At 74.3% G+C, this 12792-nt stretch carries 16 protein-coding genes; 3 read left to right on the top strand and 13 right to left on the bottom strand.

Translation table 11 applies throughout. The features are described from left to right. Positions 1–23: 23 nt before the first annotated feature. The 3 genes from O7604_RS06965 to O7604_RS06955 form a co-directional block, all read right to left on the bottom strand. Positions 24–203 carry a hypothetical protein gene (locus tag O7604_RS06965; protein ID WP_281579182.1) on the bottom strand — a complete coding sequence of 60 codons (180 nt, stop codon included), beginning with the start codon at positions 201–203 and terminating at the stop codon, positions 24–26. A gap of 61 nt (positions 204–264) precedes the next feature. Then, positions 265–612 (bottom strand): thioredoxin domain-containing protein, encoded by a 348-nt coding sequence (locus O7604_RS06960; protein ID WP_269702641.1) that lies wholly within the window; start codon positions 610–612, stop codon positions 265–267. Continuing rightward, the gene (locus O7604_RS06955; RefSeq protein ID WP_281579181.1) at positions 582–974 is read right to left on the bottom strand and encodes a MerR family transcriptional regulator; all 393 of its coding nucleotides are present in this window, start codon (positions 972–974) and stop codon (positions 582–584) included. The genes O7604_RS06960 and O7604_RS06955 overlap by 31 nt, the downstream gene beginning before the upstream one ends. A gap of 225 nt (positions 975–1199) precedes the next feature. On the opposite strand from O7604_RS06955, the gene O7604_RS06950 reads away from it, so the two are divergent. Further along, positions 1200–1853: a dienelactone hydrolase family protein gene (locus O7604_RS06950; protein ID WP_269702639.1), complete on the top strand. Its 654-nt coding sequence runs from the start codon at positions 1200–1202 to the stop codon at positions 1851–1853. Positions 1854–1869: 16 nt separating this feature from the next. On the opposite strand, the gene O7604_RS06945 is transcribed toward O7604_RS06950, so the two are convergent. Then, positions 1870–3036, bottom strand: coding sequence for an AI-2E family transporter (locus O7604_RS06945; protein ID WP_269702638.1), 1167 nt, complete (start codon positions 3034–3036; stop codon positions 1870–1872). 130 nt (positions 3037–3166) lie between these two features. On the opposite strand from O7604_RS06945, the gene O7604_RS06940 reads away from it, so the two are divergent. After that, the gene (locus O7604_RS06940; RefSeq protein WP_269702636.1) at positions 3167–3349 is read left to right on the top strand and encodes an antitoxin; all 183 of its coding nucleotides are present in this window, start codon (positions 3167–3169) and stop codon (positions 3347–3349) included. Between the two features lie 50 nt (positions 3350–3399). Here the strand turns inward: O7604_RS06940 and O7604_RS06935 are convergent, their stop codons facing one another. The 8 genes from O7604_RS06935 to eccB form a co-directional block, all read right to left on the bottom strand. Further along, a complete protein-coding gene (locus O7604_RS06935; RefSeq protein ID WP_269702635.1) occupies positions 3400–4008 on the bottom strand; it encodes a C39 family peptidase in 609 nt (202 codons plus the stop codon). Between the two features lie 147 nt (positions 4009–4155). After that, a complete protein-coding gene (locus O7604_RS06930; protein ID WP_269702633.1) occupies positions 4156–4569 on the bottom strand; it encodes a TIGR03618 family F420-dependent PPOX class oxidoreductase in 414 nt (137 codons plus the stop codon). 12 nt (positions 4570–4581) lie between these two features. Further along, positions 4582–4926 carry a YkvA family protein gene (locus O7604_RS06925; RefSeq protein WP_281579180.1) on the bottom strand — a complete coding sequence of 115 codons (345 nt, stop codon included), beginning with the start codon at positions 4924–4926 and terminating at the stop codon, positions 4582–4584. Between the two features lie 189 nt (positions 4927–5115). Continuing rightward, entirely contained in the window at positions 5116–5946 is an 831-nt protein-coding gene (locus O7604_RS06920; RefSeq protein WP_269702629.1) for a hypothetical protein, read from the bottom strand. 156 nt (positions 5947–6102) lie between these two features. Continuing rightward, positions 6103–6540: a hypothetical protein gene (locus O7604_RS06915; RefSeq protein WP_281579179.1), complete on the bottom strand. Its 438-nt coding sequence runs from the start codon at positions 6538–6540 to the stop codon at positions 6103–6105. 160 nt (positions 6541–6700) lie between these two features. Beyond that, a complete protein-coding gene (locus tag O7604_RS06910; protein ID WP_269702625.1) occupies positions 6701–7987 on the bottom strand; it encodes a WXG100 family type VII secretion target in 1287 nt (428 codons plus the stop codon). After that, a complete protein-coding gene (locus O7604_RS06905; RefSeq protein WP_269702623.1) occupies positions 7980–8351 on the bottom strand; it encodes a hypothetical protein in 372 nt (123 codons plus the stop codon). Before O7604_RS06905 ends, O7604_RS06910 begins: the two co-directional genes overlap by 8 nt. A 115-nt stretch (positions 8352–8466) precedes the next feature. Then, complete coding sequence (eccB, locus tag O7604_RS06900; protein WP_281579178.1) at positions 8467–9936, bottom strand: type VII secretion protein EccB; 1470 nt, start codon at positions 9934–9936, stop codon at positions 8467–8469. A gap of 162 nt (positions 9937–10098) precedes the next feature. Between eccB and O7604_RS06895 the strand changes: the two genes are divergently transcribed. Beyond that, a complete protein-coding gene (locus O7604_RS06895; RefSeq protein ID WP_281579177.1) occupies positions 10099–11271 on the top strand; it encodes a type VII secretion protein EccE in 1173 nt (390 codons plus the stop codon). Here O7604_RS06895 and eccD read toward each other — a convergent pair. Then, positions 11255–12652, bottom strand: coding sequence for a type VII secretion integral membrane protein EccD (gene eccD / locus O7604_RS06890; RefSeq protein WP_281579176.1), 1398 nt, complete (start codon positions 12650–12652; stop codon positions 11255–11257). The genes O7604_RS06895 and eccD overlap by 17 nt on opposite strands. Between the last annotated feature and the right edge of the window lie 140 nt (positions 12653–12792).

Below are 12792 nucleotides of genomic sequence, written 5' to 3'. Positions count from 1 at the left end.
CGGGGCCGCTCGGTACGCGTACCTCAGAACTGGCGGCCGTTGGACGGACGCCCGCCGGCGTCGCGCGGCGCCGTGGCCCGCGGATCGTCGGACGTGCGCGCCGTCGAGGCGCGGTCGGCCCAGTCCGGTGAGCCCTTCAGTTCCTGCTTACGGCGTTCCTGGTCGGTGAGTTCCTGTTCCCGGGACCTGTCCTGTTTCGCCATGACGATCCTCGCGATCGGTCGGGGTCCGTGGTCACCCGGCGCGTTCCCGCCCGGCGGCGGCTCAACCGTCCGCGTGCTGGGCGAAGCTGCGCCGCAGGTGGTCCTTCGGGCGGGAGCCGACGATCGAGCCGACCACCTCGCCGCCCCGGAACACCAGCATGGTCGGCGCGGACATGATCCGGTGGGCGCGGGTGGTGGCCGGGTTCTCGTCGGTGTTGAGGGTGACGAAGCGCAGTGCGTCGCCGAACTCCTCGGCCAGCTCGGCCAGGTGCTTCGACACCACCCGGCACGGCGGGCACCACTCGGCCCAGAAATCCACCACCACCGGCCGGTCGGCGGCCAGCACGGCGGCCGCGAAGGTGTCGTCGGTGACCGGGGTCAGCCGGCCGGTCCCCGTGTCCTGAGGCATGTTTCCTCCCGTTGGGCGATCGCGTGGGCGAGCTGGTCGTGCAGCCGGCGGCGGACGTCGCCGAGCCGGTCGAGGTAGTCGTCCACCTCGGCGAGCTTGCGCCGCAGCACCGCCACCGAATCGGGGCAGACGTCACCGGAGTCGTTTCCGGCGCGCAGGCAGGCGACGAACGGGCGGATGTCGTCCAGGCCGAAGCCGATCGCCAGCAGGGCCCGGATCTCGCGGACGACGCGCAGTTCCGCCTCGTCGTAGACCCGGTATCCGTTTGCGGACCGGTTCGGCCGGACCAGCCCGTGTGCCTCGTAGTAGCGCAGGGTGCGGGTGCTCGTACCGGCCCGCTGCGCCAGTTCCCCGATCCGCATCCGCCGCCCCCGTCCGTCTCCGTGAATCGACGCTAAACCTTGCCGCCGACGTCAACGCAACCCCGCACGCGTCGGCCTCCCCGCGCGGGGTTCCCCGCGGGCGTTCCCCGTGGTCTTGCCCGGATGGCGTGATCATGAAGTTGGCGGGGTGGGGAAGCGCTTTCTGGGCCGTCAACTTCATGATCGTTCGGCTGGCGGGTATCGGGTGGGTGGGGGTGGAGGGATATGCGTGAGGTTTCGGTGCCTGTGGTGGACGGAGGGCTCGTCGGGGATGTCAGCGTGCCCGGCAACGCCGGTGGGGTGGTGCTGTTCGCGCACGGCAGCGGCAGTTCGCGGCACAGCCCGCGCAACATGGCCGTCGGGCGTGCGCTCAACGAGCGCGGGCTGGCCACGATGCTCGTCGACCTGCTGACCGCCGACGAGGAGGCCCGGGACGAGGTCACCGCCGAGCTGCGCTTCGACATCGGCATGTTGGCCGAGCGCCTGGCCGGGATCGTCGACTGGATGGGCGCCGACCCGGAGCTGGGGCGGCTCCCGATCGGGCTGTTCGGCGCCAGCACCGGCGCCGCCGCCGCGCTGGTCGCCGCCGCGGCCCGGCCGGACCGGGTGGGCGCGGTGGTCTCCCGGGGCGGCCGGCCGGATCTGGCAGGCAGCTCACTGACGGCGGTACGCGCACCGACGCTGCTGCTCGTCGGCGGCCTGGACGAGCAGGTGATCGTGCTCAACGAGCAGGCCCGGGACGCGCTCGGCGAAGTGGCGGAGCTGCGGATCGTGCCCGGCGCCACGCACCTGTTCGAGGAGCCCGGCACGCTGGAGCAGGTGGCCGACCAGGCAGGTACGTGGTTCATCACGCACCTGCGCCAGCCGCACCCCGCCTGAACGGCCGCGCCGGTCGTCAGCCCGCTGCTTCGGCGGCGCGGCCCGGGTCGGCGGTCGGCGCGGGTACGCCGGTGCCGCTGCGCTCGGTACCGCTCCGCTCGGCGGCGCGGTGGCGCTGCACGGTGTCGAGCACCCGCCAGAGCACCGCCGCGATCGGCACCGACACGAATGCCCCGGCCACCCCGGCGACCAGCGTGCCGGCGGTGACCACGACCAGGATGACCGCCGGGTGCAGCTGCACCTGCCGCCGCATCACCAGTGGTTCCAGCAGGTTGCCCTCGATCTGCTGGACGGCGATCACGGCGGCCAGGGTCAGCAACGCGGTGGTGGGACCGTTCGCGGCGAGCGCGACGAGCACCGCCACCGCACCGGCCACTGTGGCGCCGATGATCGGTACGAACCCGCCGAGGAACGTGATCAGGGCGAGCGGCAGGGCCAGCGGGACGCGCAACACGACAAGCGCCAGCCCGATGCCGATGGCGTCGATCGCGGCAATGATCATCGTGCCCCGGCTGTACGCGCCGAGCGTCCGCCAGCCCGCCCGTCCCGCCTCGGCGGTCAGCTCCCGGCGTGGTCCGGTCAGCCGCCGCAGCACCCAGTGCCACATCGAACGGCCGTCCTTGAGCAGGAAGAACAGCAGCACCAAGGCGAGCAGCACCGCGCCCGCGACCTCGGCGACCTTGCGCGCCCCGGCGACCGGATCGGGCGCGCCGCTGCTCAGGCCCTTCCGGATCTGCTCCACGAGCCGGTCGAGCTGCTGGTCGGTGACCGGCAGGCTGGAGGTGACGAAGTCCCGGGTGCGCTGCAACCCCTCGTCGAGCTGCTGGCTCAGCTCGCTGAACTGGCTCGCGGTGAGGTTCCAGACCAGGACGCCGGCGCCGCCCAGGATGCCGAGCAGCAGCAGGATGCTCAGGAGGGCGGCGAGCCCGGCCGGCACCCGGAGCCGGCGCAGGCGTACCAGGACCGGGTCGAGCAGCGCGGCGAGGAAGAGCGTGCCGGCCAGCGCCACCGCCAGCGGCGCCAGTAGTACGGCGATCTGCCCGAGCAGCCACAGCCCTGCGGTGACCACCAGGAGACAGGCGCTCCAGGTGACCGCCGTTCGTACCGGCCAGGGCAGTCCCGCCCAGGTCTGCCGCGGTCCGGCGGTCGGTGCCCGGCCAGGTATTCCAGCGTCGTCGTCCACGTCGCCCTCCTCGATCCGGGCCGTTGGTACCCGACGCGGGCCGATCCGACACCAGGGCCGTAACCGCCCACCCCGTGTTTGTGCCCTCGGCCTCAGGGAAGGCATTCACCGTATCGAAGGGAGATCGGGGATGAGCGACTTCATGGACAAGGCGAAGGACTTCGCGGACAAGCATGACAAGCAGGTCGACCAGGGCATCGAGAAGGCGGGTGACGCGGCCGACAAGCGCAGCGGCGGCAAGTACGACGCGCAGATCGACAAGGGCGTCGACATGGCGCAGCAGCGCACCGGCGAGGGCGACACCGGCCGCTGACGTACCCCGGCGTCGGGCCGGCCCCCCAGAAGGGGACCGGCCCGTGCGGGTCAGGAGCTGTAGCCGCGGCCGGCGATCCAGTTGGCCAGCTCGGTCACGTCCATCCAGTACGTCGGCTCGTCCGGCCGGGCCGGGTCGGCGATCAGCACCCGGTCGCCGTCGCCCTCGTACCGAACGACTGTCACGTAGTGGCCGGGGTAGCTGTGCTCCACCCCGTCGATGTCCCGGGCGCCGCCCAGGATGTTCGCCACCACCGGCCGGTCGTCGTCCACGGCGGTACGGATGTCCGCACGCAGGCGGTCGACCTGCTCCCGGGTGGCCACGTCGTCGCGGATCTCGGTGGTCCGGTACTTGCCGCCGGTGTACTCGTTCAGGACCCGGGTGATGTCGATGGCCGAGTCGGTGCCGTTCTCGGTGGTGCCGAGCTTGGCCGCCAGCTCGTCCTGGCTCACGTCCTTGCCCTCGGCCGACAGCGCGATCCGGGTCGAGGCGGGACCGCAGTAGAAGTAGTTCGGCTGGGCCTGGTACTCGTAGTCGGCGGCACGGTCACCCTTGCTCTTGACCGGGGCGGCGTGGGCGGCGGCCGGGCCGGCCACGGCACCGCCGGCCGCGGCCAGGCCGGCGACGGACAGCACACACTTACGGATGATCGGGTTCATGGTCGAGGCTCCATTCGGGGGTCGACGGCTCCGTGCGGGGAGACGCGGCACCAGGAGTGGCGCTCGGCGTACGGAGAGTTCAACCGCCCTGCCGCGGCAGCCCATTTCCGGGCGTGACCGGGGCCACCGCGGAACCGGACAGACGCCTCAGCCGGGGAGGCTTCCCAGGAGCCGGGTCACCGCGATCTCGATGACCACCCGCTCCGGATTCGGGCGCGGCGTGCGATAACGCTCGGCGTACCGCCGCTCGGCCTCCGCCACCGACTCCGGGTCGCGGCGCAGCACCGCCCGGCCCTCCACGGTCAGCCACCAGCGGCCGTCGACCTGGCACACGGCGACCGGCACGCCGTCCGGCCCGGCCGCCGCGACGTGCCGGGCCTTGGCCGACCCGGCCGAGGTGATCACCCGGGCCAGCCCGGCCGCCGGGTCGAAGGTCACCCCCACGGGTACGACGTGCGGGGTGCCGTCGGCACGCGGTGTGGTGAGGGTGGCGAGGTGCCGGTCCGCGAAGAACCGGGCGACCCGCTCGTCGTGCGGGTCCAACCGGTGACGCCCAGCCATGCTGTCTCCTCGTCAGGGACGATCCGACGGACGCGGCGGCGCTACGGCCAGCGGCATCGCCTGGGCGGACTGGGCGGCCCGCTGCTCGGCACGGTGCTTCGTGACCAGCCGGCCCAGGTAGAACAGCGCGCCGGCCAGCACGCCCATGTCGTCCAGGTAGATCGGGTCGGGCAGCAGGTCCACCGGCAGGATGGTGTAGATCAGCGCGCCGTAGAACGCGACCTTGCCGCCGGCGCCGAGCGCGCCGAGCATACGGCGGGTGCGGACCACCCGGATGGCGAGCAGCACCGCCCCGGCCAGCATGGCCACCGCGAGGACGGCGGCGAGTGCGACAAGCACCCAGGATTCACGGGACACGGCATCACGCTAGCCGAGCCGGGCCCAGGCCGCCCGCGGGCGCGGTCCATCCCCCCGCCCCGCTCGGGAAAGCGTCGGCTACTCGCCGTAGCCACCGCCGAGAGATGACTCCCGGAAACGCATATGACTGAGAGGCATAAATATGCCCCTCAGTCATATCGCTCGGAAGGAATGCAGCGCGGAGCCGGCTCAGGTCGCCACGGCCGCGCGGCCGCGAGCCACCGGCGGCAGCTCCCGGGTGACGTCGGCGACCGTGCCGGCCGGCAGTTCCCGGGTGGTCTCCGGCCCGGCGAAGCCCACGATGGAGAGCGCGGTCTGCGGCTCGGCGACCGGATGCAGCGCCGCGAACGCCTCGTCGCGCAGGCTCTGCGCCGCCGCGGCGGCCAGCTCGGCTGCCTGCCAGGCGGCCTGCTCCCGCTGCGTGGCGGCCCGGTGCCGGGCCGCCATGTTGTCCCGGACCAGCCGGCGCAGCAGCAGTTCCTGCTCGACCGGGTGCCGGCTCGGGTCCCAGCCGTTGCCGCCGAGGATGTCGCTGAGCTGCCGCACCGTGATCTCGTTGCGCCACTGGGCGTCCATCGCGGCGCGGTGCAGCCAGCGCTCCCGGTCCGCGTACTCGGCCGGGGTCTTGGCGGTACGGGGCAGCGGCAGCGCCGCGGCGGCGGTGAGGCGCCGGACGTCCTCCTCAGCCGCCTGGTACGCCTGCCAGGCGGCCTCGGACTCCTCCTGGGCGGTCAGCCACTCGGCCCGGCTCCGCTCCGCGGTGGCCGTCGCGCGGGAGGCGGCCACCGCCACCTCGTCGGCGTAGCGGGTCCGCTCCTGGTCCCGTACGCGGGCTCGCTCGGCACGTTCGATGCTGCTCGGCCGGGCCGCGTCACTGATCCGGTCGACCAGCTCCGAGCGGAACCGCGACGGGCGGACGATCAGCGCGGCGACCACTGTCGCGGCCACGGCGAGCAGGACCAGCCAGATCACGGCGGCCGCGGGCATGTCGGGCAGGACGGCGGAGAAGACGGTCTGCATCACCAGCACCTCAGGGTGGAACGAAAGACGATGAACGGTCGTGGCCCGGAGATCCGGGCGGGTGCGCGTCGTGACTCGGACGCGACGGGACGCGCGGCAGGGCGCGCGGCGTGCGGCGGGTGGGGCCGCGCCGGGGCGTACCGGAAGGGTGCCCGGTCAGGCGCGCGGCGGACCGCGACGGGCGATGTCCGCCCGGCCGGGGTCGGCGGCGGCGACGACCTCGACGCCGGGAACGCCCGCGGCGGAGTCGGTCGACGGGGCCTCGGTGACGGCCGGGCCGCTGCCGGGGCCGGTGGCGCGCAGGGCGGCGGTCGTGGCGTCGCCCGTCATGAGTTCGGCGGGACGCGCGGCATCGGCGGTGACCGCCTGCCGCGTCGCGGCGTGCTCGATCGCCACGACGTTCTCGATCGCCAGGACGTGCTCGGTGGCGACGGCGTGCGAGGCGACGGTGGCGTGCGGGGCCGCGGCGGCGTGGGCGGGTGTGGCGGCGATGCCCTGGAGGCCGGCGATCAGCACCAGGCTGGCCACGGCCGTGCGGGCGATCCGGCGCAGCGTCGCCGTCCAGGTGGACGGGGCGAACGCTACGGGCAGCACCTGTTCAACCTATCCGTCGGCGGACGATCTCGCAGCTCAAGGATCTTGCGGGTTACGTGAGCCACCCCACGGGTCGCTGTGGACGGACACCGACGCAGGCCGGACGCGGAACGGCGCGGCGCCCCTGCCGGGGTGCCGCGCCGTGCCGTGGATGCCGGACTCAGTTGCCGCCGAGCACCGGCGGCGGGGCGGCGTCGCCGTCGCCCCAGACCATCTCGTCCTCGGTGAGCCAGGTCAGCCGGCCGTCGGACTCGTCGTCGCCGTGGCCGCCGCGCCCGCCCAGCACGCCGCTGCGGCCGGCCATCGCGGGCCGCCCGGTGGCGCCGCCGGTGCGCTCGGCGGACTTGCTCCCGGCGTCGACCACGAGGCCACGACCGGAGGTGAGCCGGCCCGTGCCGGCGGCGGAGCGGTTGTCGGCGCCGGGCATGCCGCCGAGGCGGGCCGCCGACGCCGAGTTGGCGCCCGTGCCGGCCAGCGAGCCGGTGCTCAGCACGCCGGGGGCGCCGTAGAGCGCACCACCCGGTCCGCCCGCGGTCATCGTCGTCGAGCCGGCGCCGCCGGGGCCGAAGCCCGGGCCGCCGCCGACAGTCGGACCACCGACGGTGCTGGTCAGCGGAGTGGCACCGGCCAGCGAGGTGCCGCCCGGCTCGACGGTGCCGCTGGTCGGCACCGAACCCGGAGCGCCGGCGCCGGGCTGGCCGCCCGGAGTGCCCGCACCGGGCGTGCCCTCGCCCGGCGTGCCACCGGTCGGAGCCGTGTGGTGCACGCCCGAGGTGGTCGCGGTGGCGCCGGCGCCCGGGCCGAAGCTGCCCAGGCTCGGGCCGGACGTCGGGGTCTTCACCGACGGGCCGTTCTGCAGCGTCGGGTCGCCGTTGCTGGTGTGGCCCGGCAGTTCGGTCTCCGGCGGGTCCGGCACGACGATGCGGCCGTACGCGGAGAAGTCGTAGCCCTCGGCGAGCTTCGCCACGACCTGCACCATCCGCTGGTGCGCCTTCTCCTGCTCGGCCTTGTCCTGCTGGTGGCCGACGATCCCGCCGATCACCGCGCCCGGGGCGCCGCCGAGCAGGAAGCCCTTGCCGGCGCCGGCGAGCAGCTTGTCGTTGTCGTCGGTCTTCTCCGGGGTCTCCGCCTTGGACTGCGCGGCCCGCAGCTCGCTGGACATCATGTCGAGGCCCTGCCGGATGCCGGTCATGCCCTCGGCGAGGTTGCCGGAGTAGCGCACGACCATGTCCAGCCGCCTGGTGAACTCGCGCGCGGCGTCGCCGGTCCAGCTCTTGGACAGCGCCTCCAGGTCGGCGGTCAGGTCGCGGCCGAGGTCGTCGAGCGTGCTCTTCAGGGAGGTCCACTGGGCGCTGAGCGCCTCGATCTGCTTCGGGTCGCCGGCGTTGACGCCCTGGTAGAGCTCCTCGTGGCTGACGTGCTCGTAGCGCCGGGTGTACTCAGACACGCGGGTCCTCCTTCGGCTGCTTCATCGCCTCGTTCAGCCCGGAGAGGGCGGCGGCGATGTCGGCCGCGGCGGCGGCGTTGCGGGCCTCGGCGGTCTTGTAGTTCGTCATGATCTTGTGGGTCGCCTCGCGGGCGGCCAGGATCGCCCGGCGCAACCGGTCGACGTGGTTGACGTAGCTCTGGTGCGTCTCGGAGTAGCGACGCGCGTTGTCGGTCGCGTCGGTGAACGTGCCGAGCGCCGGCGGGCGGCACTGCATCTGGGTGTTGAGCTTGCGCAACACCGACTCCGCCTCCTGCAGGCGCCGCTCGAGCCGCTGGTGGAAGTCCTCCAAGGACAGTACGTCTACCGTCGTGCGCCCCGTCATGGCTGCATCCCCGTAGTCATCGTCGATAACCTTCGCCGCACTCAGGTTAGTCGAAGCGAGCCAACCCGGGCGACCCGTGACGGACTTCCTCCACTTCGGATCCGGTGGCGGCCGGTCAACCGCCCTGGACCTGCGCCGCCGCACCGCCGGCCGAAGGTGTCGGGGTGGCCCCCGGAGGCGCTGACGCATCGAAGTAGTTCATCGCGTCCTCGCGGGACAGCGTCGGGCCGGTCGGCACCAGCGCCAGCAGCGAGGCCGGTACGGCGATCGGCGTCACGTCGCCGTACCCGAGCGCGCTCTTCGCGTCGCCCCCGGTGGTGCCGAGCGGATAGCGGATGCCCTGCGCGGTGATCAGGTAGACGGTCGAACCGGCCGCCGCCTTGCCGGTCTCCCCGGCCGTGGCCTGCACCAGCACGCCCTTGCCGCCGGGCAGCAGCACGTTCTCGGCGGTGCGTACCGCGTCCCGGCCGCCCTGCCGGGCCGGCATCGCGGTCGCCGAGGTCAGCTCGGCCGGCGGGGAGTCGAACACCTCGAGCGTGGTGGTGGGCGGCTGACCGGCGGGCCCGGGCCGGTAGGTGGCGCAGAGCACCGTGCGGCCCGGCCGGACCTCGTGCAGCGTCGGCAGCCGGGCCGGCAGACCGTCCGCGTCCAGCCGCTGATCGGTGAGGAGCCGTCCGGCCTCGTCGGGAGTGATCTGCGTCACTTCGCCGCCGCTGCCGAGCAGCAGCAGCGCGGTGACCTCACGGACGGTCGCCAGGCCCTGCCGGGTGAGCACGTAGTACTGGCCGGCGGCCTGGTACACCTGGCCGATCCGGGCCGGCCGATCGGCCACTGTGAGCCCGCTCGCGCCGCCGTCCCCGGCGATCGACGGCTTGCGCAGCACGGGCCCGACCGGCACCGCGTTCAGCAGCTGCTGCCCGACGGTCAGGTTCGTCGCACCGGCCATCTTCAACGCCACCAGCGCCTGCTCGTCGCCCGCCACCCGCAGCCGGGAGCCGCCGGTGAGCAGGTAACGGGCGTCGCTGGTCCGCACCACCACGGCCCGGTCGGTCAGCGCCGTCCCGCCGGGCAGCGCGCGGTCGATCACCAGGTGCGTGGTCGAGCGCCGCGGGTCGTTCGGATCCGGTACGTCGCACACCGACCAGGGGAGCCCGACCAGGGACTTGCGATCGGGCAGGTCGTCCGGGGCGCCCACGATGCCGACCAGCCGCCCGCGCGGACGGTCCTTGATCGACGCCTGCGACATGGTGCGCGGCGTCGCACCGGCGTCGTTGACGATCAGCCGCGCCGAGGCGTAGTTGAGCGTCGGGCGCAGCACCTTGTCCTCGCCGAAGTAGTACGTCGCGCCGGTCTCCCGCTCGATCACCACCGTGTTCGGCTCCAACGGCGCGGAGTTGCTGGTGAGCTGCCCGTACGCGCCGACGGCGCCGAGCACCACCGCGGCCGCGATGACGCTGCCGAACACCGCCATGCCGAGGCGGCGCATCGGCAGGTCGTTCGTCTCCGGATCACCGGCGAGCAGCGCCGAGACGATGCGGCGGGTGACGAAGCGGTACGCCTGCACCTGATCGCGGCGGGTCCGCATGACTAACCTCCGGCGGGGGTGGGTCCACGGCGACAGGTCCGAACAGCGCCGCGGGCTTCCCTACGATAAGGGGCCGTCGGGGGTGCGCCGGACCCCGTCCGCCGCCCGAACGACCGCACCCGCCCGGCGGATGCCCAGGATGTCCAGAAGGGACGCACACCGATGACGCAGCTCCAGGCGCCACCCGGTCGTACCGCCACCGCTGCCGCCGTACCGGGGGACCGGCCGGTCGCCCCGGCGGACAAGCGCCGCCGGGGACGGCTCGGCCCGGTCGTGGTCGGGCAGTTGGTGGTGGTGGAGTGCGCGGCGCTCGCCGTCTGGTTCGCCACCGCCGGCCCGACGTGGCTGCTCGCGGTGGTCGCCGTCCTGGCGCTGCTGGCGGTGGTCGCGGCGTTCGCGCGCCGGGGCGGCCGCTGGTGGTACGAGGATCTGATGCTCCGCCGCCGGCTGCGCCGGCGCCGCGACCGGGCCCGGGGCGCGGTGCCCGGCGGTGACCCGCGGCTGGCGGCGCTCGCCCCGGAACTGTCGGTGGTGGAACTGACCGAGCGCGGCACCCGGCTCGGCATCGGGCAGGACGACCGGGGCTGGTTCGCCGCGCTGGCGCTGACCGGCCGTCCCGGCGCGCCCGCCGGCACGATCGAGGCGGCGGCGGTGGACCGCGCACTCGCGGTGCTCGCCGACTTCTCCGGCCCGGTCACCCAGACCCAGGTCGTCTCGCACACCCTGGTCTGGTACCCGGCACCCGGCGCGCCGCCGTCCGCGTACCGGACCGTGTGGGTGGCGCTGCGCCTGTCGGTGTCCGACGCGCGCGCCGAGACGGTGAGCCGGGGCGGCGGCCTGCGCGGCGTGCACCGCACGGTGGCGGCCGGGGTCGGCCGGCTCGGCAAGGCGCTCAACGCCGCCGGCCTCGGTCACCGGGTGCTCGACCGCAACGAGCTGCACGCGGCGGTGGTGTCCGGTGCCGGGCTCGACCTGGCGCCGGAGTCCCCGGTGGAGACGTGGACCAGCCTGCGCGGGGGCGGCTGGACGCAGCGCTGCCTGGCCCTGCGGGTACGCCCCAACGGCTCACTCGGCGCGCTCGTGGACGCGGTCACCGCCACCTCCGCGCCCTCGCACACCGTCGCCGCGGTGGTGCTCCCGGGCGGCCGGCGGGTGCCGCCGCTGCTGCGGGTGGCCGCCATGGACGGGCACGCCGAGGCGCTGGTGAAGGCGGTCCGGGAGATGGCCCGGCGTGCGGGCGTGCCGGCCCGCCCACTGGACGGCCAGCACGGACCCGGCGTCTACGCCACCGCACCGGTCGGCACCGCGATGGGCACCGTCACGGTCGAAGGTTGACGATCCAGCCGTACGCGCCGCAGACCCAGACGGCCAGCGGCACCAGCGCGATGATCAGCAGGATCTCGATGATGTCCAGGGTCCGGCCCCAGACCGGGGAGATCCGCTTGCCGGCCACGGTCAGGCCGTAGACCAGGCTGATCACGGCCACCACGGCCAGGCCGCCGAGGATCAGCCCGAGCCGTACCGCCAGCGAGCCGGCGGCGAACGTGGCGGCGGCGACCAGTCCCAGGCCGACGGTGCCGGACAGCAGCACCGGCGTGCGCTGGGCGCGGCTGAGGAACGGGCGCGCCCGCAGCAGCGACAGCAGCGCCAGCACCAGGCAGAGCAGGACCGCCGGGAGCCGGCCGTCCTCGGCCAGCACCACCTCGCCGCCGAGCACAAGCAGCGAGACGGTCCAGAGCAGACCGGTGAGGAACGCGTCCGCGCGCTCGCTGTTGCGCAGCACCGACGGCCCGTCCACCGACTCGGTGTCGGTCTTGAGGTCGTCCGGGCCGGTGGGGATGGACGGCACCGGCAGCCGGGCCAGGCGGTAGGCGAGCATCGGCAGCGCGGGCAGCGCGCCGAACGCGACTGTCGCCACCACCGCCGCCGAGGCCGCCGCCCCGATGCCGAAGGACAGGCTGAGCACCGCGCCGAGACCGACCGCGGCACCCACGCCCACCGCGCCGAGGAACAGCGGCAGCCGGTCGCCGACGGCGAGGGCGGCGATCGCGCCGAAGACCACCACGGCGGTCCCGGCGATCAGGACGTGCGGCGCGGCCAGTTCGCCGAGCGTCCGGTCCCCGGCGAGCACCAGCAGGCCGCCGACGCCCGCGTAACCGATCCCGACCAGGGCCAGCACCGCGCCGGTGCGGCTGTCACCGGCGGCGCGGGACAGCACGGCGGCGCCCACCAGCAGCGCCACCGCGGCCACGAACGCGGCCGCCGCGCCGGGCAGCTGCGGCGGACCGGTGAGCAGCGCCGCCACCGCGCCCCCGGCGAGCGCCGAGGCGGCCAGCAGGACCGCGAACACCCGCGTCGTGCCCACCTGCCAGGCGCCCGCCCGCTGGGTGGTGGAGGTGGCGACCGCGTCCACCACGTCGTCGAAGACGATCTCGGGGGCGGTCGCGGCACGCGGGTTGAAGTAGAGCACCTCACCGTCGCGGACACCGAGTTGCGCGGCGGTACGGCCACCGTCGAGCGGCTGCCCGCCGAGCCGGGACAGGGCCCAGCCGCCGTGCCGTACGCCCTCGTCGGCCAGGTCCTCGCCCGCGTACCGCAGCAGCGTGGGAAGCAGGTCGGCGAGCGGCACGTCGGACGGCAGCGCCAGATCCATCCTGGTACGCGGCGCCACGATGGTGATCCGGCTCAGCCCGCCGGTCGCCGTCTTCGTCGCCACAGTGGCCTCCTCGTGCTCGCATACGATCCGCTGGGCCGTCGGCGTCGCCCCCACGGGTCCACGACGCCTGACGGAGATTACCTACGATGGCGGTCGCACAGGTTGCCCACCCGACGCTCACCGGCGGTGGCAGACCACGA

The sequence above is a fragment of the Micromonospora sp. WMMA1947 genome (genome assembly GCF_027497355.1).
Classification (GTDB): domain Bacteria; phylum Actinomycetota; class Actinomycetes; order Mycobacteriales; family Micromonosporaceae; genus Micromonospora.
Note: the sequence above shows the minus strand (reverse complement) of the source record. Positions and strands in the feature narration are given on the sequence as shown.

Bases quoted from the DNA above. Each gene is read 5' to 3' on its own strand.
- eccB (WP_281579178.1), bottom strand. From the start codon at position 9,936: ATGCGGACCCGCCGCGATCAGGTGCAGGCGTACCGCTTCGTCACCCGC.
- O7604_RS06930 (WP_269702633.1), bottom strand. From the start codon at position 4,569: ATGGCTGGGCGTCACCGGTTGGACCCGCACGACGAGCGGGTCGCCCGG.
- O7604_RS06920 (WP_269702629.1), bottom strand. From the start codon at position 5,946: ATGCAGACCGTCTTCTCCGCCGTCCTGCCCGACATGCCCGCGGCCGCC.
- O7604_RS06935 (WP_269702635.1), bottom strand. From the start codon at position 4,008: ATGAACCCGATCATCCGTAAGTGTGTGCTGTCCGTCGCCGGCCTGGCC.
- O7604_RS06905 (WP_269702623.1), bottom strand. From the start codon at position 8,351: ATGACGGGGCGCACGACGGTAGACGTACTGTCCTTGGAGGACTTCCAC.
- O7604_RS06965 (WP_281579182.1), bottom strand. From the start codon at position 203: ATGGCGAAACAGGACAGGTCCCGGGAACAGGAACTCACCGACCAGGAA.
- O7604_RS06955 (WP_281579181.1), bottom strand. From the start codon at position 974: ATGCGGATCGGGGAACTGGCGCAGCGGGCCGGTACGAGCACCCGCACC.
- O7604_RS06960 (WP_269702641.1), bottom strand. From the start codon at position 612: ATGCCTCAGGACACGGGGACCGGCCGGCTGACCCCGGTCACCGACGAC.
- O7604_RS06940 (WP_269702636.1), top strand. From the start codon at position 3,167: ATGAGCGACTTCATGGACAAGGCGAAGGACTTCGCGGACAAGCATGAC.
- O7604_RS06895 (WP_281579177.1), top strand. From the start codon at position 10,099: ATGACGCAGCTCCAGGCGCCACCCGGTCGTACCGCCACCGCTGCCGCC.
- O7604_RS06950 (WP_269702639.1), top strand. From the start codon at position 1,200: ATGCGTGAGGTTTCGGTGCCTGTGGTGGACGGAGGGCTCGTCGGGGAT.